A 21069-nucleotide genomic window follows, 5' to 3' on the forward strand; every position below is an offset into this window, starting at 1 on the left:
TTAAAGGGGAATCAGCGTGATGCGGGCCAGACGCGCGCCCGGAGAGTCCTGGATAACCAGCGCTACCGCTTCATCCACCAGCAGACTGTCGTAATGTTCCAGTAAATAGCGTTGGTCGCCGATGCTCACCCGCAACGCGGGCCCGGCATTAAACAATATCCGCAGTCCGCCCTGATGCGACCACGTCCCCGCCCCGCACCAGCTCACCGTCGCCCGCAGAGCGGCTTCCCGGTAAATCACATTAAAATCCAGCAGCGGGCCGCCGACAATCTCACAGGATACGCCGCTCGCGCCGTTAAACCCCAGCGCCTGGAAAGGCGCAATCAATGAGCTGCGCTGCCCATCGATTGTCAGGTACATCCCGCCGCCTTCCAGCACGCTGATATTGCGCAGGTAGCCGGGAAATGCGGAGAACGGACCAGGCTGGCGAATGGTCGCCAGGGAAATACGCCAGTCATATTCCCCCGCTTCCGGATAGCGGGCCACTTCGCGCGTCACGCCCTGGCCGTTTTTCCAGGGCATTTCCGTATACAACCCGGCAGGGAGCAGACGGATCATTTGCGCATGCTCCCTTCCAGGCGGTAACGCGGACCGGGATAGACCAGGCGCACGCTGGTGACGATTTTCTTCTCCTGACGGCCGGTCCACGTCCGACGATTGACCAGCAGACAAGGCGTATGTTCATCAATTTCCAGGTAAACACACTCGGCCCGCGTGACGTTGACCGCTTCAATAACGTGTTCGCCTTCAACAATCGGGGCAATTGAGGAGAGATAGGCGTTCGGCGTGATACGAGTAAAATCCTGCTGCAGGTAGTCCGGCACAACCTGCATATTCACCAGTCGATCTTCCAGCATAACCGGTACGCCATTTTCATAATGGCAAATCAGCGAATGGTACAGACCGCAACCCTGCTGCATGCCGAAGCTGAATGCCTGCTGGGCATCGGCTTCGATTTCCGTCAGTCTGAAGACTCTGGCGTGGTGGCGATGGCCACGGCTGGCGATTTCGTCAGCGATATTGTTAATGTCCAGCAGCGCCGACTGGCCGCGAATTTCGGCGACAAAAGTACCGACCCCCTGCATCCGCACCAGCAAGCCCTCCGCGGTCAGTTCTCGCAACGCGCGGTTAATCGTCATTCTGCTATAGCCAAACAGCGTGACCAGTTCGCTTTCAGAAGGAACACGGTAATTCGCGGGCCATGCCCCGCTGTGGATCTTGGTTTTGATCATGGCCTTTACCCTTTCATAAAAGGGGGCGGGATGTTCAAGTAACTCATCCATGGAATCCGAATTTGACAGGTCGTTACGCGCCATTAACCATTCCTCATATGCTGACGTTGTCAGTTTACTCTATGACCTGTTAGATGTATATATATGTACATGTATATACATTAGCACTGATAATAAGGTGGTAAAATGGCAGTCTGGTTGGCAGAAAAAGCGCTGTTGCCTGATGGCTGGGCAAATAATGTCGGCATAACCGTGTCCGAAGAAGGCATCATAACCGCGCTGGAAAAGAACGCAGCGCCGAATCCGCAGGCGACGCGCATCAAAGGTGTCGTCGTGCCGGGTATGCCGAACCTGCACTCCCATGCCTTCCAGCGGGCGATGGCCGGGTTAACGGAGGTGGCGGGAAACCCGTCGGATAGCTTCTGGACCTGGCGGGATCTGATGTACAGGCTGGTAGATAAAATTACGCCAGAACAGCTGGAAACCATCACCAGCTATCTGTACATCGAAATGCTGAAAGCCGGGTACACTTCGGTCGCCGAATTCCACTATCTGCATCACAGCAGCAGCGGCGCGCCTTATGAAGAGCGGACGGAATTAGCGCTGCGTATCGCCAGCGCGGCGAAACATACCGGCATCGGCCTGACGCTGCTGCCCGTCCTGTACAGTTACGCCGGGTTTGGCGCGCAGCCGCCCTCCGTTGGACAGCGCCGCTTTATCAACGATAGCGACAGCTACCTGACAATGTACGAGTCGCTCACATCGCGGCTGGCCGGCGAGCCAATGCAGCGTACCGGTCTGTGCTTCCACTCATTACGGGCCGTTACGCCGGAGCAGATTGGCGCCATTCTGGCCTGCCATCCTGGCCAGCAGCCGATTCATATTCATATTGCTGAACAGCAAAAAGAGGTGGATGACTGCCTGGCCTGGTCCGGCGAACGCCCGGTGGAGTGGCTGTACAACCATCTCCCCGTGGATTCGCGCTGGTGCCTGATCCACGCCACTCATCTGACGCCTCAGGAAACGATGAAGATCGCCACATCCGGTGCGGTGGCCGGCCTGTGCCTGACCACCGAAGCCAATCTCGGCGATGGCATATTCCCTGGCCCACAATATCTGGAGCATAACGGCGTCTGGGGAATTGGTTCCGACAGCCACATTAGCGTCAGCGTCAGCGAGGATTTACGCTGGTTCGAATACGGGCAGCGCCTGATAGCCCAGCGCCGCAACCGGCTCATCGTCCCAGGCGAGCCTCACGTCGGCAACGTTCTGTATCAAGGGGCGCTACGAGGCGGCGCCAGAGCGCTGGGCCAAAACATTGGCCAGCTAAGCGTAGGATATCGGGCCGATCTGGTCGTATTGGATAGCCAGAATCCCTTTATCGCCAGCGCAGAAGACCAGATGCTGCTCAACCGCTGGATCTTCGCCTGCTCATCTAATCCCATTACCGCGGTGATGACTGGCGGACGCTGGGTGATTGAGGATGGGCATCACCATAAAGAAGAATCTGTCTCTCAGGCATTTATTCAGGTGATGAAAGATCTTGCAGCCTGATATCGAAAAAAGCGGTTCACCGACGGTGAACCGCTTTGTTTTCGGAGGTATTCAAAGTAAAAGCCTCAGGCGATTCACTGAATCCAATAAGCCAGCCCCGCGGCGAAGAGCATTGAAAGCAGGACCGATGCCAGGCCAGGCAGCAGAAAAGGGTGATCGATAATATGTCGGCCCAGTCTGGTGGAGCCGGTATCATCCAGCTCTACCGCCGCCAGCAGCGTCGGATAGTTTGGCAGAATAAAAAGAGAAGCCGTTGCCGGGAAGCAGGCAACCAAAATAGCCGGGGCAACGCCCATACTCAGCGCGGCGGGGAATAAAATTTTTGTGGAGGCCGCCTGAGAATACAAGAAGCATGAGGCCGCCATAATAATAATGGCCAGCATCATGGGCGAATCCAGCAAGTGTGACGAGACCGCGCTTTGCAACCACTGTTGATTACTGTCCATAAAGGTTGAACCCAGCCAGGCGACGCCGAGAATACAGATGCAGGAGGTCATCCCGGTTTTAAACACCGAGCCGGACGGGACCTTGTGTACGTTAACCCGGCAGCACACCACAATCAGCAGCGCAACGCCCATCATCACCCCTACCCGCGCCTGTCCGCTGCTCATGACCGGATGGGCAATCAGCCCGAGCTTCGGACTGGTGACAATCGCATAAACCAGCACCACAACCAGCCCGACGATAAAAATCAGCACCGAACGACCGGCACAGGGCGGGATCGCCCGCGCAGTCCTTGCCTGCACCTGAACCGGATTGTCATTGAGCCGATCCTGCTGGCGGATCCTGTCCCAGCACAGGTAAAAAACGGAGGTGACCAGCAGCGCCAGAAAGGTGGACGGGATTGATACCGCAATAAGCTCAATATAGCCCCAGCCAGAATGGCCCTTTTCCAGAATCCCCGAGAAGAAAATCACCGCCGCAGAAATGGGCGACGCCACAATGCCCAGCAAAGAGGCGCCGACCGAAAGAGCAAGCGCCCGGGTGGGTTTTATATTGTTCTCTTTCGCCACGCCGACAATAACCGGCATACAGGCAAAAGAGACCTGCCCGGTGCTGGCCATCATGGTTAATAGCCAGGTGGAAAGGGGCGCGGTGATGACTAACAATCGCGGATAGCGGCGCAGCAGGCGCTCGGTGAGGTCAACAAGGTATTCAATACCGCCGGCCTCCTGCATGGCGGCAATCGCCACGATCACCACCATGATAAATACGATAACCAGCATCGGCATATCACCCGGCGTGGCGCCGAGCGCGCTGAGGACAATCACGCCGGCGCCGCCGGCAAACCCCACGCCGATCCCCCCGACCCGCATGCCGATGTACAGAAACAGCAGCACCACCAGAAACTGAACCAATATCATACATTGCCTCCACGGCTCCCTGTCCGGCATTAACCCTTTACATGATTAAATGGCCTGCAAGTCCTGGCCGCCGGGCAAACGCGCTCTCACCCTGTTTTTGGATACAAAACGATAACTTATCGCGCTACCGCGGCATCGCTGCGCACGCTATTTATCAGGCATCCGATCTGCTCAATCTCGACTTCCACCCTGTCCCCGGGCTGCATAAAGAGCGGCGGGGTACGTTTTTTTCCGATGCCTCCGGGCGTGCCGGTCAGAATGACATCTCCCGGAGAGAGCGCGCTGAAGGTGCTGATATACGCAATGAGTTCGGCAATTGAATACAACATGCTGCCCGTATTATCCTGCTGCACCGTCTGGCCATTCAGTCGGGTAGTAATATTCAGATTTTGCGGGTCGGGGATAGCGTCCGCGGTCACCAGCCAGGGGCCGAAGCCGCCCGTCGCTGGCCAGTTTTTGCCGCCGGTAAAGCAGGCATGCTGCCAGTCGCGCACGGAGCCATCCATATAGCAGCTGTAGCCGGCAACATAATGCAGCGCCTCCTGCTCTGGTATATTGCGTCCTCCACGGCCCATCACCAGCGCCATTTCGCCTTCATAGTCAAACTCATTGCTGCGTTCCGGCTTGAGGAGCGGTGCCAGATGCCCGGTCTGTGAATCCGCAAAGCGGATGAATAGCACTGGGTTAGAGGGCTTCTCGTCACCAGCAGCGTTTTTATCGCGATAATTCACGCCAGCGCAGATAATTTTTTTCGGTTCAGTAATGACCGGCAGGAAAGCGATCTCGTCGAAAGAATAGTTCGCCTGTTTCGCAGACGGCGGCAGAGTATCAACAAGATGAAGATGCGGTATAAATTCCAGCAGGCTGCCATATTGAGGAAACCGCGCCTGCAGATCGATGACGCCGTCAGCGGTCGCCAGGCCATATTTGTTTTTATCATTAACGCGAAAGCTTAATAGTTTCATAAATCACCCAGCAATATACAGAGGTGAAAGCCCCGACGTTATGATGAAGAGCAGCAAAAAATACCGGGGCGAAGTAACCGATGATCCGCAATACAGTAAGCGATATCTCTGCATTGCGGATTAACAACAGACGCAGAATAAATTAACCGACGCGGCCCAGCTCAGCGGCGCGCATGGCGTCGTGGATCTCTTTTTCAGCGCCATTTTCGAGCGGCAGCAGCGGTGAGCGAACGGTGGCATGTTCAAGGATCCCGCGCGCAACCAGAGCATGTTTAAGGGCCACGGTCCCTTCCATGTGCGAACCGCGGTGGTAGACGCTTTTGGTCACCGGCAGCAGTCGGTCGTGCAGCTCACGCGCTTTAACGTAATCGCCCGCTTTACCCGCCTTAATCATTTCAATTAACGGCTCAGGCGCGATATTGCCGTAGCCGACCAGGAAGCCATCCACATCAAAGGCGGTATGCAGCAGATACTCATCGTGGCAGCTTAAGATTTGCAGATCCGGACGCTCGCGGCGAATAACCGGAATTTCGGTATCCCAGCGGCGCATATTACGTACGCCATTCTTCATGGCAAATACGCCCGGCTGCGCGGAGATATCCAGCAACGTTTTCAGGTTGTAGGTGGCTTTAGTGACATCCGGATACTGGAAAAGAATCAGCGGCAGGCCGCTTTCTTCGTACACCACGCGGTAGCGATCCTGAGGCGCGCCATCCTGATAGCCAAAGCGCAGCCAGCCGTGGGAAGGATAGAGCAAACCGGCGGATGCGCCGGCGGCAACGGCGCGCTTCGCCTCCAGCGCAGCCACTTCCGTCCCTTCCCCGGTGATGCCGGCAATGATCGGAAGCTTATCATCCACGGACTTCACAAACGCGCGGATCACATTCGCCTGCTCTTCCTGGGTCAGAAAAGTCCCCTCCCCTGCATGTCCCAGCACCACCAGACCTTTCACCCCGTCGATGCTGCCCAGCCAGCTGCCGAGGCGCTGAATGGCATCATAGTCTACGCGTCCATCGCGAGTGAAGGGTGTAACCGGAGCCGGAGTCAAACCTCTCAGATCGATGTTAATCATAAATATCCCCTTGATGAGTAAGCATTTGTTTACGGTTAAGCGATTCTTTGAAACGGAAGTGAAATCGTTTCTGCAATCGTTTTCACGACGTTGACATTGAACCTCAAAAATAAAACCGTCAACGCCATGTTGGTTAAAAATGCAACGCAGATCACAAACTAAACCGCGATCTGCATCCAGGATGAGATCCGTTATACAAAATTCAACCCTCCCCGCTTTCTCCTGGAAAGTCGGGGAGGATCGCAGGGGGATTATTTACGTGGAGACGCGGTAGACTTACGGGGAATAAGGGAAGGCGTGGTAATCCGCATATTATTATTTATCTCTGGATTCAATAACATATCAACCGCATTGCTGGCGATATGCTCCAGCGGCGTTCTGACCGAGGTCAGCGCCACGGGCAGTCTGCTCACCAGGGGAATATCATTGTAGCCGACCAGGGAGAGATCTTCGCCAATCACCAGCCCCTGCTGGTGCGCGGCCGCGAGGACGCCGATCGCCAGCTCGTCATTGACGGCAAATAGCGCGCTCGGGCGATGAGGCTGGCTGAGAATTTTCATTCCCTGCTGCTCCCCCGAGGCGATATTAAAATCTGAATGACAGCACCATTCCGCTTCGATCCTGAGCCCGGCTTCCTGCATTGCCCGCTCAAAGCCCTTACGCCGGTTGCGCGCGTTGGAGGCAAAATCAGGGCCGCCAATCAGGCCAATATCGCGGTGGCCTAAATCAATCAGGTGTCGGGTAGCCAGATAGCCGCCAAGCTCATCGTCCCCGACCGATGAGGGGCTAAAACCGTCGGTACGCAGCGCCAGAACGTGGGGCACATCCCGTTCACGCAGGGTTTGCGGCAAAGGATCGTCCAGCCGGCAGGTAGACATGATCAACCCATCCACGCGGCGATCCAGCAGCGATTCCACGGCGTTTTTCTCCTGCTCCTTGCTATCACCGCAGGTCGCAACGATCGCGAAATAGCCTCGCCTGGCCGCCGCCCTGGCTATCTCTTCGAAAAGCATCGCCGTAACGGCATCGGTCAGCCTCGGCACCAGGACGCCAAGCGTTCCGGTATCGCCCCGGCGCAGGCTGGAAGCAACATAGTCCCGACGGTAGCCCAGCTCACGGGCCACCTGGCGAATTTTCTCTGCCGAGGCGCTGCGCGAGGTGGGTAACCGTTCATCGAGTACGCGCGAAACGGTCGAGACGCTCACGCCCGCAGCGCGAGCAACATCCCGCATTGTCGCCAGCTTTTTTTCCGGCAAATCGTTCAGTTCACTTTCTTGATCCATCTGCTGCTCCAACTCATCAATGCGGGTAAAAATCCGTGTTGCCCGTTCAACGGATACCATCGTCCAAACCGTGGGGTTAAAGGATCTTACGTCAAACCTCGCCCGGACAAAAGGAATGGTGCTTCACTTTGCCGGGTTCATTCGGCTGGTCGTTAATTCACATTTCTTATCCATTTTGCTTTGCATTCGCCGCTTCGCCTTTTTGCGCGTGAGTTTTTTCAGATTGTGAACTGCTCGACATTTATACAACAGGCGTAATTGACTTAGCGGCGAATCCAGCAAAGGATTAGCTGCAAGTGAAATCGATTGCAGTAACGTTATCATAAACACATCAGGACAGCATTATATGCAGCACGTCGATGAATAAGGGTTCGTTGCCCTGTGGTTATTCAGAACCTTACGTGTATGCCCCAGACAACGTTTAACAGGGTAATACTATGTCAACTCAGGCCATTGCTTCAGATTACGCCGTTGCCAGCGGAACGGCGTCCACGCCAGACGCGCTGCTGGCAAGGCTGGAACGCCTCCCCATCACCCGACGGCTGAAAGCGATCCGCGTTATCGTCGGCTTATCGACGTTTTTCGATGCCTATACCATTATTGCTATCGCTTTTGCGCTCCCCCAGCTTACCCAGGAGTGGGGTCTCACGCCGACGTTTGTCGGTCTTATTATTGCGGCCAGCTACGTGGGCCAGCTGTGCGGCGCCCTGTTTTTCGGCTCGCTGGCGGAAAAAATAGGCCGTATCGGCGTATTGCGTATCACCATCATCATGTTCGTACTCATGGATGCGGCCTGCCTTTTTGCCTGGAACGGCTGGTCAATTCTTGTTATTCGCTTTTTACAGGGGGTGGGTATCGGTGCGGAAGTCCCCGTTGCCAGCGCCTATATCAATGAATTTGTCGGCGCCAAAAAGCGCGGGCGTTTCTTTTTGTTGTATGAAGTGATTTTCCCTATCGGCATGATGTTTGCCGGATTGGTGGGGTATTTTCTGGTGCCCATCTATGGCTGGAAGGTCATGTTTTTAATTGGCTTAGTCCCCTCCGCGCTGACCGTTCCCCTGCGCTGGCTGATGCCGGAATCACCGCGCTGGTTGACAGCAAAAGGGAGGCTGAAGGAAGCTGACAGCATCGTATCGACGCTGGAATCAGAGGTCATCAGGCGCGGGATGACATTGCCCGAACCGGAAATAAAAGCCCCCGCGGTGCAAAAAGCGGCTCCGGAAGGGGTTAAGGCCCTCTTTGGCGGTATCTATAAATCCCGCACCTTTATGCTCTGGGGACTGTGGCTGACGGTTTATAGCGTCAACAACGGAATGATCACCTGGTTTCCAACCCTCTACAAAACCTGGTTTAACCTCTCCCTCGATACCAGTCTGGCCTACGGCTGGATCACCTCTTCCTGCGGCGTCGTGGCTTCGGTGATCTGCGCCTTGATGATCGACCGCGTCGGGCGCAAACGCTGGTACACATGGGCCTTTTTACTGGCCATCGTTCCGCTGATTACGCTCTCCGTTCTGGGCGCGAAATCCGCCGTTGAAATTCTGATTCTGGGCAGCCTGACCTACGCCATTCTGCAGACCATCGCTTTCTCGCTTTATCTGTACGCGGCAGAGCTTTACCCCACCCGACTGCGCGCTATCGGCACCGCGTATTCCAGCGCATGGCTCCGGGCGGGGTCATCCATCGGCCCACTGATGGTCGGTTTTATCGTCAGCGGCTTCGGGATCCGCTTTGTGTTTATTACTTTCGCGGTCATTGCGCTGATTGGTGGCTTAATTACCTGGCTTTTTGCCATTGAAACCAAAGGAAAATCGTTAGAAGAGCTGTCGCCATAGAGGGCCTGTGGCTCCGGGAAGCGCGGAGCCACCTCTGACGGGAGGTCGGCGCAGTCTGCTGATTCAGCTGCGCCTTACCGGGAATTATTCATAGACCTGGATCATTAACAGGCGGTAAAAACATGAACAAATTCATCCACAGCGGCACGATGCTGCTGGCTTTACTACACCCTTTACAGACGCTGGCCAGCGAGACGCTTTTTTCCCCCACCGCAAAAAACATGACCGGAGAATGGGGAGGCGTGCGTACGGATCTGCGCCGTCATGGTTATGATTTTACGCTGGAATATAGCGCAATGACGGCCACGAATATCTACGGCGGTTACGATCGCGATAAAACTCTGCGCTACAGCGACCAGTATATTCTCGGCGTAAATATGGATCTGGAAAAGATTTTAGGTATTCACGACGGTGAATTTAAAGCGTCGGTGAATAATCGTAACGGTCGAGATCTGACTCAGGATCGCCTTCAGGATCCGCTCGCGCCGGTAATAGGCTCCGGTGTTCAGAGCAACTACGGTCGGGGGCAAACATGGCACGCGACGCAGTTTTGGTTCAAAAAAACCGGGTGGGATAAAAAGCTGGATCTCAAGGTGGGCCTGATGCCGCCGGGAGAGGATTTTGATAACAACGGCTGCTTTTTTCAAAACCTGTCGCTGTGCGGTTCTTTAGCCGGCCACGGCAGCGGCGTCTGGTATAACACCCCCATAGGCCAGTGGGGCGGCCGTCTTAAATACAGCCCTGCCCCGGCGCTTTACGTCCAGGCCGGCGCGTTTCAGTACAATCCTGCCTACGCCACCCGCCACGGAAGCTTCCAGCTGGATGGTACCGGGCATCTGGGGTACATGTACCTTTTTGAACTGGGATATCGACCTACTCTCGGCGCGGCAAAACTCCCCGGCATCTGGAAACTCGGGGGATGGTATAACACGGCGGACGCCAATGATGTGCTGGATGATGACAATGGCGATCCCTATGTGCTCACGCACCAGGCCGCCCGGCGACACGACGGCCGCTACGGAGGTTATCTCTATATCGTCCAGCAACTGACCTACTCGAGCAGCCAGCGCCAACGTGGCCTTAGCCTTTTCGGGCATCTGGCAATGAATGATAAAGATACGGCGACAATGGACTATCAGATTCAGGCCGGCGCCATTTATCAAGGCCCTTTCGCCAGCCGTCCGCAGGACTTTATCAGCTTCGGCGTCAGTAAAATGCACGCCAACGACAGAGTCGCCCGTCGGGCGCAGCTCCTGAACCAGATGCGGGGGATCGATGATTATGATAACCCTCTGTATGTTCCGGTTCGCAAAGCCGAGTACGCCGCAGAGCTGCATTATAGCTTTCGCGCGACGCCATGGCTGACCGTGCGCCCTAACCTGCAACTGCTGGTTCATCCGGGAGGAAGCGAAGAGATTAAAAACGCCTGGGTGCTCGGCAATCAGGTGACCGTCAAATTCTGATAAAACGGGCTGCCGCCGTCAGGCCTGACCCAGTGCGTGTGATCATTACCCAGGGGCGCCCTTTCCTGCGGTTCTGCCCCCCCCTGATCCCGGCATAGCCTTCCTGCTATGCCGGGTATTTCAACTACCGCTTGATTAACGCAAACACGCCCCAGCCAAAGTATTCACGCGTATAAGTCGCATGGCGTTTTGGCGCCATCGTCAGCTCCGCCCGGACTTCTGGCACAAACTCATCATCGGGGTTTTCCTCTAACCAACGGCGCATGGTGAGCCATTTCGCCGCTTCGTAGCGGTCCCAACCTTCCTGGTCCGCCAGCACCATTTCGACGAGGTCATAGCCAAGCGCATCGTAAGAGGAGACCAGATCGGCAAGCGTCAGAAAGTCGGCGAGCGAAGAGGCGCCACAGGCCTGTGCTATCTCTTCCGTTGCCGGTACCTGGCGCCAGTACGGTTCGCCGATCAGCAGCATACCGCCGGGCTTGAGGCTTTTGCTCAGCAGCTCGATAGTCCCGGCGACGCCGCCGGCGATCCAGGTCGCGCCCACGCAGGCGGCGATGTCGCATTTTTCCTCGGCCACATAACCGGCGGCGTCCTGGTGAATAAACGTCACGCGGTCGGCAACGCCGAGCTCTTCTGCCCGCAGCTTAGCCTGCTCGCTGAACAGCGCGCTCATGTCGACGCCGATGCCGCGAATGCCGCGATCGCGCGCCCAGGTACAGAGCATCTCCCCCGACCCGCTGCCAAGATCGAGTATCCGGGTTCCGGCCTTCATTCGCAGCACCCGGCCAAGGGCGGCGTATTTTTCCGGCGTAAACGGGTTATGGATGCGATGAGCGCTTTCACTAATGGTGAAAATACGTGGGATATCCAATGGTTGAATTCCTTTTATGGGTTTTGCGGAAAGAGAATCGGGAACGTTTTTTTCGGCCAGCAGCGCGTACAGCTTGCCGGTAAAGGTTTCGCTGACCGGCCATTCCGCCTCATCCGGGCGAGTAATGGTGGTCAAACCCGCCGTGCGCAGCAGGTCGAGATAAGCATCATCATGCCAGGCGGTCATCCGGCTGCCGAAGCGCGTCACCTTGCCGCTCTCTTCAATCGCCATAAACCGCGTGGAGCTGGTTTGCGCCGCCGGATCCCAGGCGTGCTCCGTCAGCAGCAGGTGCGGAACATCAAGAAACAGCCCCTGCGGACAGCGCTGCCAGCCGGGATCGGCCATTCCCTGACGTTTAACCTCTGCATAGGTATGAACCTCGATGAGCAGCTTTCCCCACGGAACCAGCCACTGCGCGCAGCGATGAACCAGCGAGCGGGCCTCAGCCGCGCTGAACACGTTCAGTTCACCGAAGGTCATCATAATGAAATCAAACTGGGTTTCCGGCGCGTACTCGCGAACGTCCTGCTGGTGATAGGTAATATCCAGCCCGGCCGCCTGCGCCTGCTGCCGGGCCCAGGCGATCGACGCCGGCGAAAAATCCACGCCCGTACAGTAAAAGCCGCGCTCCGCCAGCAGGCGGGTGTAAAAGCCCGGCCCGCAGCCGAGGTCCAGAATGCGCGCGCCGGCGGGTAGCTGTCCGGCAATCCACGCGACCTGTTGTTCGATAACCGCCCGCCTGCGGCTGGCCCAGTCGTGCTCCTGCGACAGGTGGTTCTCCAGCATACGCTGGCTAAAAGCCGGTTCATCCCAGGGGATTTTGCTCTCCCGGGATGACAACGCGATATGCCTGGAACCTGTAATAATCGTGCCAATAGTCATCATCATCTCCTTATTGATTACTCGCGCCAGTGCTCGGGTTTCATTAACGCCCGGGCGCACTGTATCTGGCCCGCTCGCCCCAGCGGCTGAGACGAAATCGGCTGCAGCATCCAGCAGGCTTTATGCGCCGCGGGAATCGGATAAGGCGCCGGATAGCCTTTATCTCCCGCGCATGGCTCAAACCCGTGCCTGGGGTAGTAAGCGGCGTGGCCCAGAACAAATACCGTCTGGCTTCCCATTGCTTTCAACTGCTCAATGCCGTGCCGGATAAGCTCTCCGCCAACGCCTACGCCCTGGTATTCCGGCACCACCGCCAGGGGAGCAAGGATGTGCATCATCGGCGAGTCCGGCTCCCCTTTGAACATCGCCCGGGTGAATAAAATATGCCCAACCGCCTCTCCGTTATGCCTGGCCAGCAGCGATAGCGTCGGGCAGGCGCTCTCATCGTTAAGCAAATCGGCCACCAGCCTGGCCTCTTTGCTGTAGCCGAAAGCCCGGGTTTCGACGTCGAGAATGTCATCGGTATCGCCTTCAGAGGCGACATGAAAAGTGAAGCTGTGGTTTGTCATCAGAGGCTCCTTAGCGATTGTCCAGCTGTGCGCGGACGTTATTCAGCCCGGTGGTATTGATGCGGTAGGGCTGTCCGTTGACGGACTTAATCAGCTTTTTGGTTTTGAGTTTTTTGAAAACGGCGAGCGTGCAGTCGCTGAGCAGGAGCCCTTCGCGGCTGTAGCATTCAACAGAGGTGACGCGGCCTGATGCATCGCGGATGTGCGCGATCCGGCCACCTTTAGCGAGAACGTGTAAGGTACGTTGTTCCTGACGGGATAGATTCATACTGAAGAAACCTGTTAATCATCATGCGTAAAAACGAGCCAACACCCGCAGGTGTTCGCGTAAGGTTTAAGCGCAGCGATAACCAGTCCGGCCTGAAAAGGTCGGGAAGCTGATTATCTGATGATGACATTCTCCAGCATCAAAGCCTCGGTGAGAGTTGAAAAGGTATTTACCAGCGGAATGATAACACGTAGTTTTTATATGGAAATCGTAATAATCAAAAAGTGTGATCTGCTGCGAGTCCGTACGCGCTCCGGCCGGCATCAATGACCGCCTCCGTTCTTCTGGTCGATAGGTTTGGTACATTGGTTAACCATTTCGCAACACGACGCTACCCGCCGCGCACTGACCCTATGCCCATGAAGAATTCCACTTCCCCGGTTCTGAGTAATCTCTTGAAGTACATGAAAAATGCTTAACACTAACGCCAGCAGAATCAGCCCGCGCCCCGTGGCGGTTTATCAATGCCGCCCTGTTTAACGTTTCCTCCCCTTCGCACATCTCCGTCACATTTTGGTTTACCAATTCACCATTCATGGTTGACATGTTCGACCAATTGGAGGAATTTATACGCCATATCGTCTGGTTTCCCCTCCGTTACGATGGTTGACCGGAACCGACGCTACCATCAAAGCAGCGGCCTGAAGCAGGTCAATAACGTGAAAGAGGTTAAGCATGGAACAGACATGGCGCTGGTATGGCCCTAACGATCCGGTCACTTTAGCTGACGTCCGTCAGGCGGGCGCGACCGGAGTGGTTACCGCCCTGCACCATATTCCGAACGGTGAAGTGTGGACGGTTGACGAAATCCTCAAGCGTAAAGCCATCGTGGAAGCCGCCGGGCTGGTATGGTCGGTGGTCGAAAGCGTACCGATTCACGAAGAGATCAAAACCCATACCGGCAACTACGCCAAGTGGATCGCTAACTACCAGCAGAGCCTGCGCAATCTGGCCCAGTGCGGCATCCGTACCGTGTGCTACAACTTTATGCCGGTCCTCGACTGGACCCGTACCGACCTGGAATACGTCCTGCCGGATGGCTCCAAAGCCCTGCGTTTCGATCAAATTGAATTCGCCGCCTTTGAACTGCATATCCTCAAGCGTCCGGGCGCGGAAGCGGACTACACCGCCGAAGAGGTCGCTCAGGCGAATCAGCGTTTCGCCGCCATGAGCGATGAAGATAAAGCGCGCCTGACCCGCAACATTATCGCCGGTCTGCCGGGCGCGGAAGAGGGATATACCCTCGACCAGTTCCGCCAGCACCTTGCCACCTATAAAGATATTGATAAAGCCGCGCTGCGCGAGAATTTCGCCGTCTTCCTGAAAGCGATTATCCCCGTCGCCGAAGAGGTTGGCGTACGTATGGCGGTACACCCGGACGATCCGCCGCGCCCGATTCTCGGCCTGCCGCGCATCGTCTCGACCATTGAAGATATGCAGTGGATGGTCGACACGGTGAACAGCATGGCTAACGGCTTTACCATGTGCACCGGCTCCTACGGGGTCCGCGCCGACAACGATCTGGTGGATATGATTAAGCAGTTCGGCCCGCGCATTTACTTCACCCATCTGCGCTCTACGCTGCGCGAAGAGAACCCGAAAACGTTCCACGAAGCCGCTCACCTGCACGGCGACGTGGACATGTACGAAGTGGTGAAAGCGATTGTTGAAGAAGAGCACCGCCGTAAAGCGGAAGGCAAAGAGGATCTTATCCCTATGCGTCCTGACCACGGCCACCAGATGCTCGACGATCTGAAAAAGAAAACCAACCCCGGCTATTCCGCGATTGGTCGCCTGAAAGGGCTGGCTGAAGTTCGCGGCGTCGAGCTGGCGATTCAGCGCGCTTTTTTTAGCCGCTAATTCCTGACTGGCGGGGCCGACGTCCCGCCTTTACCTCTTCGGCCGCCTTTTGCGGCCCACTCTGGAGTTTGCTATGACTGCAACCATTGCCGACAGCAACCTGCCGGTGACGCGCCCCGCGTGGGATCGTTCTCGCCTGGAATCCCGCATCGTTCACCTGGGCTGCGGCGCATTTCACCGCGCGCATCAGGCGCTTTATACCCATCATCTGCTGGAAACCAGCGACAGCGACTGGGGCATCTGCGAAGTCAACCTGATGCCGGGCAACGATCGCGTTCTGATTGAACAGCTGAAAAATCAGCAGCTGCTCTACACGGTGGCGGAAAAAGGCGCTGACAGCACCGCGCTGAAAATTATCGGTTCGATGAAAGAGGCGCTGCATCCGGAAATCGACGGCTGTGACGGCATTCTGCGCGCCATGACGCGTCCGCACACGGCAATCGTCTCCCTGACGGTCACTGAAAAAGGCTACTGCACCGATGCGGCCAGCGGCCAGCTCGATCTCAACAACCCGCTGATTCAACACGACCTCGCCAACCCGACGACGCCGAAATCCGCCATAGGCTATATCGTCGAAGCGCTGCGCCTGCGCCGTGAGCAGGGGCTTGAGGCCTTTACGGTGATGTCCTGCGATAACGTCCGCGAGAATGGCCACGTGGCGAAAGTGGCGGTGCTTGGTCTGGCCCAGGCGCGCGACCCGCTGCTGGCGGCGTGGATTGAAGCCCATGCCACCTTCCCGTGCACCATGGTTGACCGCATCGTACCCGCGGCGACGCCGGAAACGCTGCAGGAGATTGCCGACCAGCTTGGGGTCTACGATCCGTGCGCCATCGCCTGCGAACCGTTCCGCCAGTGGGTGATTGAAGATAGCTTCGTCAGCGGCCGCCCGGCGTGGGATAAAGTCGGCGCGCAGTTTGTTGAAGACGTCGTGCCGTTTGAAATGATGAAGCTGCGGATGCTCAACGGCAGCCACTCCTTCCTGGCGTATCTTGGCTATCTCGGCGGCTATGAAACCATCGCCGATACCATGACCAACCCGGCCTATCGTGAAGCGGCTTTCGCCCTGATGATGCAGGAGCAGGCGCCGACGCTCTCCATGCCGGAAGGCACCGATCTCCAGGCCTACGCCACGCTGCTGATTGCCCGTTTCAGCAACCCGTCGCTGCGCCACCGTACCTGGCAGATCGCCATGGACGGTAGCCAGAAGCTGCCGCAGCGCCTGCTGGATCCCATCCGTCTGCATCTGCAAAACGGCAGCAGCTGGCGCCATCTGGCGCTCGGCGTGGCGGGCTGGATGCGCTATACCCAGGGCATCGACGAGCGGGGGCAGCCTATTGATGTCGTCGACCCGCTGCTGGCGGAGATCCAACAGATCAACCAGCGTTTTCAGGGCGCAGAACGCGTCGCCGCGCTGCTGGCGTTAAGCGGAATTTTTGCCCACGATCTGCCGGACAATAGCGATTTTATTGCGGCGGTGACGCAGGCTTACCACGCGCTGTGCGAACGCGGCGCCCGCGAGTGCGTTGCGGCGCTCGGCGGCGGCCTGTAACGCTCTGTCCTGCCATGGGTCAACTGCACACCAATGTGGTTGACCCGTTTTCCCACTCTCCGCGCACGGGGAGGTGCCAACCCCCTGGCCAGATGCTATAGTCAGCCACTGGGCTATCGCATCTCACAACATAACATCATGAAATCACAAACTTCTCAGCACAGACCCTATCAGGAAGTCGGCGCGTTGATCCGCAATCTGATCGTCCAGACGCCCTATAACCCCGGCGATCGCTTACCGCCGGAACGTGAAATCGCCGAGATGCTGGACGTGACCCGCACCGTGGTCCGCGAGGCGCTGATCATGCTGGAGATTAAAGGGCTGGTCGAAGTGCGCCGCGGCGCCGGGATCTACGTGCTCGATAACGCCGTCGGAGAAGGCGCGGCGGAGAGCGCGGACATCAATCATTGCAATGATGCCGGTCCGTTTGAACTGCTGCAGGCCCGCCAGCTGCTGGAGAGCAATATCGCCGAATTTGCCGCCCTGCAGGCAACCCGGGAAGATATCATCAAAATGCGCCAGGCTTTGCAGCTGGAAGAGCGCGAGCTGGCCAGCAGCGCGCCGGGCGGCTCCGAAAGCGGCGATATGCAGTTTCATCTGGCCATTGCCGAAGCGACCCACAACAGTATGCTGGTCGAGCTGTTCAGACAGTCATGGCAGTGGCGGGAAAATAACCCCATGTGGATCCAGCTGCACCGCCATCTCGGCGATACCCACTACCGCCAGGAGTGGCTGGTGGATCACAAACGGATCCTCGCCGCCTTAATCAAAAAAGACGCCCGGGCGGCCAAGCTTGCCATGTGGCAGCATCTGGAAAACGTCAAACGCCGCCTGCTGGAGTTCTCCAACGTCGATGATATCTACTTCGACGGCTACCTGTTCGACTCCTGGCCGCTGGACAACGCAGACGCCTGATCCCTGCCGCTGGCGCACGGATAGCGGCCGTCCGCGCGCCTTCTGTGCCGCAGCGCAAAAGTTGATAATGATTCTCATCTTTATTGTCGCCCTGCCCGCGCAGTGATAAGGTGACGTCATCCGATGACGCCCTCTCCGGTGCCGAAAACCGCATGAACAAGACAACTACGCAGAACGAACCCGCCCGCCAGGCGCTGAGGAAAACCTTCTCCGTCAGCGAGTTTATGGCGTTTGGTGAACGATACGGTATCGACTACCGCTTCCCGCAGCTGCTGCAAAAGCCGGAGCCTCCGCACGCCAGCCCGGTGCTGCGGGGAGAAGTGGAAGAGATGACCCTGCCCTGCGGCATGTGCGTCACCCATTCTGATGTTCACGTATTGCAGCCTTATGAGACCACCTCCCGCCACAGTAGCCCGCTCTATATGCTGGTGGTGCTGGAAGGCTGCGTCGCGCTGACCCTCAACGGGGAGCAGCACCTGGTGCGTTCCGGGATGGCCTTCACCTCGCGCCTTAGCGAACATCAGGCCATGCGCGCCCGCCACGATGCCGACAGCCGGCTCCGTACGCTCTCCCTCGGACTCTACCCGGACGGCACCTGGCGCGATGGCCTGCTCGATTCATTGATGCGCGAGTGGGAAAGGTGCCAGACGCCAACGCTTATCTGGCAGATACCGGGTTTTCTGCTGAGCGGACTGCAGTACGCGCAGCAGAGCGCGCTGAGTCGCGTGTCCCGACAGCTGATGCTGGAAGGGCTTATCCTGCAGCTGTTCGGTCATGGGCTGAGCGTCTGTCAGGATGAAAGCGCGAAGCACGTCGCCCCGGCGGGCGGCGAACAGCAGCGGCTGGAGAGAGTTCGCCGCCTGCTGGAGCAGGCGCCGGAAAACGACTACACCCTCAATGAGCTGGCCCAGCGGGCGGCGATGAGCTCCAGCAGCTTGCGCAGTAAGTTTCGCCAGGCCTACGGCTGTTCGGTTTTTGACTACCTGCGCGATTGCCGGCTGGCGCGGGCAAGAAGCTATCTGCTGGAGGGCTATAGCGTGCAGCAGGCGGCCTGGATGTCGGGCTACCAGCACGCCACCAACTTCTCTACCGCTTTTCGTCGGCGCTACGGCATCTCGCCCTGCGATGTGCAAAAGCCGGGCTAATCCATTTTTCCCCTTTTTGCGAAAAATAGTCAGCGGCTTTGGCAGCGCGCATACGTATCCTGGCATTGCGCATAGCTATAGACAGCATCAAAAAGGTAATAATTCTTATTAACAATTAGAAATGCCTTTGGAGATGTTCATGTTTGCGAAAACTCGCCTGGCGCTACTGGTAGGATGGGTGACCGGCGGCGTCGCCTTCCCGCTGCTGGCCCAGGAAACAACAAAAAACGAAACCATCGTGGTCACTTCGCAGATGCAGAGCGGCGCGACCAAAATTGCCACCCCGGATATAGAGACCCCGCAATCGGTGTCTATTATCACGCGCGAGCAGTTTGAAGAACAGGGCGCGATCAGCGTCCGCCAGGCCGTGAGCTATACCCCCGGGGTATACAGCAACCAGATTGGTGCCTCCAACCGCTTTGACTATATCGTCCTGCGCGGCTTCTCCGACGGCAGCCTGGATAACGTCTATCTCGACGGCCTGAAAATGATGGGCGATACCAACTCGCACAGCTCGCTGGTGGTCGATCCGTGGTTCCTGGAAAATATCGAAGTGGTGCGCGGCCCTGCCTCGGTGCTGTACGGCCGCTCTTCGCCCGGCGGCATCGTCGCCCTCACCTCGCGTAAACCCTCATTCGATCCCGGCGGGGAAATTAAGCTGTTTGCCGGGAATAACAACCAGCGCGGGGCGGCGTTTGACGTTACCGGGGCGCTGGACGATAACGATCGCGTGGCGGCGCGCTTAAGCGGCATGACCCGCTATGCAGACTCGCAGTTTGATACCTTAAAAGAGCAGCGCTACGCGATTATGCCCAGCCTGACCTGGCGCATCACCGACCAGACGCGCCTTGATTTAATGGCCTATCTGCATCGCGACCCGGAGGGCGGCAGCCACTCGGGCCTCCCCTATGAAGGTACCGTGGTGCCGCACTACGGCAAGAAAATCGCTAACACCTTCTTCGAGGGAGAAGATGACTACGACAAGTACGATCGCCGCGAAAATATGGTCGGCTACAACTTCGAGCATCTGTTTGATAACGGCTGGTCGGTGCGGCAGAAGCTGCGCTACCTGCATACCAAAGTCGAGCTGAATCAGGTTTATGCCGCAGGCTGGCTGAACGAAACCGAGCTGAACCGCGGCTATTCCGGCTCGGACGAAAAGATGAACGCCATCACCCTCGATAACCAGCTCGACGGCAGCGTCGATACCTGGGCCGTTAACCATCGCCTGCTGATAGGGATCGACTATCAGGACCGCAGCAACGACACCACCGGCTACTATGGCGCATTCCCGGCCATTGACGCCTTTAATCCGGTCTACGGCGCGAAGCCGGATTACATCACCATGTATAGCCGCGAGAAGCACAAGCTGCGCCAGACCGGCTACTATTTACAGGATCAAATGTCCTGGGAGCGCTGGCGTTTGACCCTCGGCGGACGCTACGACCAGGTCAGCGTCTCCAACATCGATAAGCTTAATCAAACGCGCAGCGATCTGGATAAGAACAACTTCAGCACCCGCGCCGCGCTGCTGTATCTGTTCGATAACGGGTTTGCCCCGTACATCAGCTACTCCACCGCCTTTACGCCCACCAGCTTCGCCGACGAAAACGGCAACGTGCTGGATCCGATGAAAGGCAAGCAGTGGGAAGCCGGGCTGAAGTATGAGCCGGAAGGAATGAACAGCCAGTTCAGCGCCTCGGTATTCCGCATCAATCAGACCAATATCGCCACCAAAGAAGAGCCGACCGATCCGTATCGTTCGATTGGTGAAATTGAGTCGAAAGGGGTGGAGCTGGAGGCGATAAGCCAGCTAACGGATAGCTTCCGCCTGCAGGCCGCCTATACCTACACCGACATTCGCTATAAGAAAAGCAGCCCGGAAGAGCAAGGCAAGCGTGCAGTTTACGCACCGCGCAATCAGGCCAGCGCCTGGCTGAGCTATGATGTGAAAAGCGGCCCGCTGGATGGCCTGACGCTGGGTTCCGGCGTGCGCTACGTCAACGGCATTACCAGCGACCGCCTGAATACGCACACTCTGCCGTCCTGGACGCTGGTGGATATGGCGATCGGCTATGACCTGTCGAAGGTGGGAATTAAAGGCCTCAGCGCCCAGCTGAACGTGAATAACCTGACCGACAAGAGCTACGTTGCCGCCTGTAACTCGCTCTCTTACTGCTACTTTGGCGCAGAGCGCAGTATCGTCGGCAGCGTCTCCTGGAAGTTCTGATCGCGCTAAAAA

17 protein-coding genes and 1 pseudogene are annotated in these 21069 nt (G+C 57.2%); 8 read left to right on the top strand and 10 right to left on the bottom strand.

The window, feature by feature from the left end; genetic code table 11:
* The gene (locus tag ABLU88_RS17165) at positions 1-558 is read right to left on the bottom strand and encodes a HutD family protein (RefSeq protein ID WP_348837286.1); all 558 of its coding nucleotides are present in this window, start codon (positions 556-558) and stop codon (positions 1-3) included.
* Complete coding sequence (hutC, locus tag ABLU88_RS17170; RefSeq protein WP_004848014.1) at positions 555-1316, bottom strand: histidine utilization repressor; 762 nt, start codon at positions 1314-1316, stop codon at positions 555-557. Before hutC ends, ABLU88_RS17165 begins: the two co-directional genes overlap by 4 nt.
* A 102-nt stretch (positions 1317-1418) precedes the next feature.
* Here hutC and ABLU88_RS17175 point away from each other — a divergent pair, with 102 nt between their 5' ends.
* A complete protein-coding gene (locus ABLU88_RS17175; protein WP_348837289.1) occupies positions 1419-2786 on the top strand; it encodes a formimidoylglutamate deiminase in 1368 nt (455 codons plus the stop codon).
* Between the two features lie 74 nt (positions 2787-2860).
* Here ABLU88_RS17175 and ABLU88_RS17180 read toward each other — a convergent pair whose 3' ends face one another.
* The 4 genes from ABLU88_RS17180 to ABLU88_RS17195 form a co-directional block, all read right to left on the bottom strand.
* Positions 2861-4150, bottom strand: coding sequence for an anaerobic C4-dicarboxylate transporter family protein (locus ABLU88_RS17180; RefSeq protein WP_004848008.1), 1290 nt, complete (start codon positions 4148-4150; stop codon positions 2861-2863).
* 116 nt (positions 4151-4266) lie between these two features.
* Entirely contained in the window at positions 4267-5115 is an 849-nt protein-coding gene (locus tag ABLU88_RS17185) for a fumarylacetoacetate hydrolase family protein (protein ID WP_102803745.1), read from the bottom strand.
* Between the two features lie 142 nt (positions 5116-5257).
* Positions 5258-6187, bottom strand: a complete 930-nt coding sequence (locus tag ABLU88_RS17190) for a dihydrodipicolinate synthase family protein (RefSeq protein WP_004848004.1) — start codon at positions 6185-6187, stop codon at positions 5258-5260.
* A 251-nt stretch (positions 6188-6438) separates the two neighbouring features.
* Positions 6439-7470 (bottom strand): LacI family DNA-binding transcriptional regulator, encoded by a 1032-nt coding sequence (locus ABLU88_RS17195; protein ID WP_196546909.1) that lies wholly within the window; start codon positions 7468-7470, stop codon positions 6439-6441.
* A gap of 437 nt (positions 7471-7907) precedes the next feature.
* On the opposite strand from ABLU88_RS17195, the gene ABLU88_RS17200 reads away from it, so the two are divergent.
* Both ABLU88_RS17200 and ABLU88_RS17205 read left to right on the top strand, forming a co-directional pair.
* Complete coding sequence (locus ABLU88_RS17200) at positions 7908-9305, top strand: MFS transporter (RefSeq protein ID WP_014228060.1); 1398 nt, start codon at positions 7908-7910, stop codon at positions 9303-9305.
* A gap of 122 nt (positions 9306-9427) precedes the next feature.
* Positions 9428-10768, top strand: coding sequence for a carbohydrate porin (locus ABLU88_RS17205; protein WP_348837295.1), 1341 nt, complete (start codon positions 9428-9430; stop codon positions 10766-10768).
* 124 nt (positions 10769-10892) lie between these two features.
* Here ABLU88_RS17205 and ABLU88_RS17210 read toward each other — a convergent pair whose 3' ends face one another.
* The 4 genes and pseudogenes from ABLU88_RS17210 to ABLU88_RS17225 form a co-directional block, all read right to left on the bottom strand.
* Entirely contained in the window at positions 10893-11639 is a 747-nt protein-coding gene (locus tag ABLU88_RS17210) for a class I SAM-dependent methyltransferase (protein WP_224227290.1), read from the bottom strand.
* Positions 11640-11990: 351 nt separating this feature from the next.
* Positions 11991-12527 (bottom strand): annotated as a pseudogene (locus ABLU88_RS17215) (class I SAM-dependent methyltransferase); the annotation flags it as partial.
* An 11-nt stretch (positions 12528-12538) separates the two neighbouring features.
* A complete protein-coding gene (locus ABLU88_RS17220) occupies positions 12539-13090 on the bottom strand; it encodes an N-acetyltransferase (protein WP_348837298.1) in 552 nt (183 codons plus the stop codon).
* Between the two features lie 10 nt (positions 13091-13100).
* On the bottom strand, positions 13101-13358 hold the full coding sequence (locus tag ABLU88_RS17225; protein ID WP_004110819.1) for a YjhX family toxin: 258 nt from the start codon (positions 13356-13358) through the stop codon (positions 13101-13103).
* 675 nt (positions 13359-14033) lie between these two features.
* Here ABLU88_RS17225 and uxuA point away from each other — a divergent pair.
* The 5 genes from uxuA to foxA all read left to right on the top strand — a co-directional run bounded on the left by uxuA (position 14034) and on the right by foxA (position 21057).
* Positions 14034-15218, top strand: a complete 1185-nt coding sequence (gene uxuA, locus ABLU88_RS17230; RefSeq protein WP_014228054.1) for a mannonate dehydratase — start codon at positions 14034-14036, stop codon at positions 15216-15218.
* A gap of 73 nt (positions 15219-15291) precedes the next feature.
* Positions 15292-16767 carry a fructuronate reductase gene (locus ABLU88_RS17235; RefSeq protein WP_014228053.1) on the top strand — a complete coding sequence of 492 codons (1476 nt, stop codon included), beginning with the start codon at positions 15292-15294 and terminating at the stop codon, positions 16765-16767.
* Between the two features lie 138 nt (positions 16768-16905).
* A complete protein-coding gene (uxuR, locus tag ABLU88_RS17240; protein WP_004847986.1) occupies positions 16906-17682 on the top strand; it encodes a Uxu operon transcriptional regulator in 777 nt (258 codons plus the stop codon).
* A gap of 152 nt (positions 17683-17834) precedes the next feature.
* Complete coding sequence (locus tag ABLU88_RS17245; protein ID WP_014228052.1) at positions 17835-18827, top strand: AraC family transcriptional regulator; 993 nt, start codon at positions 17835-17837, stop codon at positions 18825-18827.
* A gap of 121 nt (positions 18828-18948) precedes the next feature.
* The gene (gene foxA / locus ABLU88_RS17250; protein WP_088168441.1) at positions 18949-21057 is read left to right on the top strand and encodes a ferrioxamine B receptor FoxA; all 2109 of its coding nucleotides are present in this window, start codon (positions 18949-18951) and stop codon (positions 21055-21057) included.
* Positions 21058-21069: the final 12 nt, after the last annotated feature.

It is taken from the genome of Klebsiella sp. GW_Kp182, from assembly GCF_040062275.1.
GTDB lineage: Bacteria > Pseudomonadota > Gammaproteobacteria > Enterobacterales > Enterobacteriaceae > Klebsiella > Klebsiella michiganensis.

Excerpts from the sequence above, each read along its gene's own strand:
- ABLU88_RS17165 (WP_348837286.1), bottom strand. The coding sequence starts at position 558 with ATGATCCGTCTGCTCCCTGCCGGGTTGTATACGGAAATGCCCTGGAAA.
- hutC (WP_004848014.1), bottom strand. The coding sequence starts at position 1,316 with ATGGCGCGTAACGACCTGTCAAATTCGGATTCCATGGATGAGTTACTT.
- ABLU88_RS17175 (WP_348837289.1), top strand. The coding sequence starts at position 1,419 with ATGGCAGTCTGGTTGGCAGAAAAAGCGCTGTTGCCTGATGGCTGGGCA.
- ABLU88_RS17180 (WP_004848008.1), bottom strand. The coding sequence starts at position 4,150 with ATGATATTGGTTCAGTTTCTGGTGGTGCTGCTGTTTCTGTACATCGGC.
- ABLU88_RS17185 (WP_102803745.1), bottom strand. The coding sequence starts at position 5,115 with ATGAAACTATTAAGCTTTCGCGTTAATGATAAAAACAAATATGGCCTG.
- ABLU88_RS17190 (WP_004848004.1), bottom strand. The coding sequence starts at position 6,187 with ATGATTAACATCGATCTGAGAGGTTTGACTCCGGCTCCGGTTACACCC.
- ABLU88_RS17195 (WP_196546909.1), bottom strand. The coding sequence starts at position 7,470 with ATGGATCAAGAAAGTGAACTGAACGATTTGCCGGAAAAAAAGCTGGCG.
- ABLU88_RS17200 (WP_014228060.1), top strand. The coding sequence starts at position 7,908 with ATGTCAACTCAGGCCATTGCTTCAGATTACGCCGTTGCCAGCGGAACG.
- ABLU88_RS17205 (WP_348837295.1), top strand. The coding sequence starts at position 9,428 with ATGAACAAATTCATCCACAGCGGCACGATGCTGCTGGCTTTACTACAC.
- ABLU88_RS17220 (WP_348837298.1), bottom strand. The coding sequence starts at position 13,090 with ATGACAAACCACAGCTTCACTTTTCATGTCGCCTCTGAAGGCGATACC.
- ABLU88_RS17225 (WP_004110819.1), bottom strand. The coding sequence starts at position 13,358 with ATGAATCTATCCCGTCAGGAACAACGTACCTTACACGTTCTCGCTAAA.
- uxuA (WP_014228054.1), top strand. The coding sequence starts at position 14,034 with ATGGAACAGACATGGCGCTGGTATGGCCCTAACGATCCGGTCACTTTA.
- ABLU88_RS17235 (WP_014228053.1), top strand. The coding sequence starts at position 15,292 with ATGACTGCAACCATTGCCGACAGCAACCTGCCGGTGACGCGCCCCGCG.
- uxuR (WP_004847986.1), top strand. The coding sequence starts at position 16,906 with ATGAAATCACAAACTTCTCAGCACAGACCCTATCAGGAAGTCGGCGCG.
- ABLU88_RS17245 (WP_014228052.1), top strand. The coding sequence starts at position 17,835 with ATGAACAAGACAACTACGCAGAACGAACCCGCCCGCCAGGCGCTGAGG.
- foxA (WP_088168441.1), top strand. The coding sequence starts at position 18,949 with ATGCCTTTGGAGATGTTCATGTTTGCGAAAACTCGCCTGGCGCTACTG.